Annotated in this window: 1 protein-coding gene and 1 pseudogene; both read right to left on the bottom strand. The window is 61.0% G+C overall.

What is annotated here, in order from left to right:
• Positions 1-261: pseudogene (locus OQK_RS13455) on the bottom strand (acyl-CoA dehydrogenase N-terminal domain-containing protein); the annotation flags it as partial.
• Between the two features lie 90 nt (positions 262-351).
• Positions 352-1,593, bottom strand: a 1,242-nt coding sequence (locus OQK_RS13450; RefSeq protein WP_016772867.1) for a GGDEF domain-containing protein, incomplete at its 5' end; no start/stop codon positions are given.

The following is a 1,593-nucleotide window of genomic DNA, read 5'->3' as shown; positions in this document are numbered from 1 at the left end:
CTCGACATATTGTGCGAAGGCCTGCTTGAAGCCTGTAGGCGTTGTCACCACGCCGTTGTCGAAATGGCAGCCCTCTTCATCGCCGCTGCGATTGAGCGGGGCCAGCACGTTCTCGCAGAACTTCGCGCCTTCTTCGAGGATCGCGCTGATCATGTCCGGGCTGGCGTCATGCGCGCCGAGATTGGCGTAGTTGGTATGGAAGTCGAAGACGTGATCGATCAGAAAGCGCATGTCGCGCAGGGGAGCTTTGTACTCGGGCATGGTGGCTTCTCCGTCAGCAGATTCCTCCAACCTACTGCCGGCCACCACGCGCGACAATCATCGTGCAGGCGCTGAATGCGCCGTCATCACTCAACCCGCAGCAGCGTCCATGCGCACCGCGCCACGGCGGTTCTGCCCGAACGCCATGACGCAGTTACGCCCGGCGCCCTTGGCGCTGTACAACGCCTGGTCGGCGGACTTGAGCACTTCTTCAGGGGTGCGCTGCTCGACACGTTCGGCGACGCCGATACTTACCGTCACCGACACCGCCGAAGCCCCGGAACCGCTGCGGCGCTGGCGACCTTGCTGATCATCCTGCGGGCGGTTTTCCTGGTTGCGTAACTGAATGCTGTAGGAGGCGATCGACTCACGGATCACTTCCAGGTGCGGCATGCATTCCTCAAGGGTTTTGCCTGCAAAGACCAAGGCAAATTCCTCACCGCCGTAGCGATACGCCCTACCGCCACCGCTGATCTTCGACAGTTTACTGGCGACCAGGCGCAGCACCTGGTCACCGACATCATGACCGTGGGTGTCGTTGAATTTCTTGAAGTGATCGACGTCGCTCATCGCCAGCACGTAGTTGCGCCCCAGACGCTGCATGCGTTCGTTGAGCGCGCGACGTCCCGGCAGACCGGTGAGCTCGTCGCGGAAGGCCATTTGATAGGCCTCATGCGCAACCGCCGCGGCGATCATCAGCATCACCTGGCTGCACATGATGTTCAGGGTGAACGGCAGAATGAAGGTCTTCGGCAGCATCCAGAACACCCCGAGCAAGCCGACCAGTTGCGCCGCGTGCAGCGGGCGCGGGTTGCGCCAGTATTGCCAGGCCAGGAGCAGGAAGGCCGAGATGAACACCGGATAGGACAACTGGATCAGGCTCATCCATGCCCCGTGCAGCGCCGGCCAGCGGATCTCCGACAACCACAGCAGCAGCGCCTGTGGGTAACTTTGCTCCAGTCCCAGCGCCACGCTGCCAAATGCCAGCAGCACGGCAAAGCGCGCGACCATGTCCTGAAACAGATGGGTACGTTCCTGCCATGCGGCGAATAATCCGAACAACAACGGCAGCAGCAGGCAGACCAGATGAAACACCACCGCAGCGTCTTCGCGGACCTTGCCGTTGTCGCGGTAGAAATCGGTCTGGGTGTCCAGCAGAAAGTAGGCGATGTACACCGTCAGCATCAGAAACAGTTCGCGCTGACGTCGGTACACCGCGCAATACGCGCCACCGAGGAGCAGAACCAATGTCGGCAGGACGTTGAACAGCGATGTGAAGAATACGCTGAGGTCTTTGACGTACGCAGCCGCCAGCCCCGCAAGCAATAACAG

This window comes from Pseudomonas sp. R62, assembly GCF_000257605.1.
GTDB classification, from domain to species: domain Bacteria; phylum Pseudomonadota; class Gammaproteobacteria; order Pseudomonadales; family Pseudomonadaceae; genus Aquipseudomonas; species Aquipseudomonas atacamensis.
Note: the sequence above shows the minus strand (reverse complement) of the source record. Positions and strands in the feature narration are given on the sequence as shown.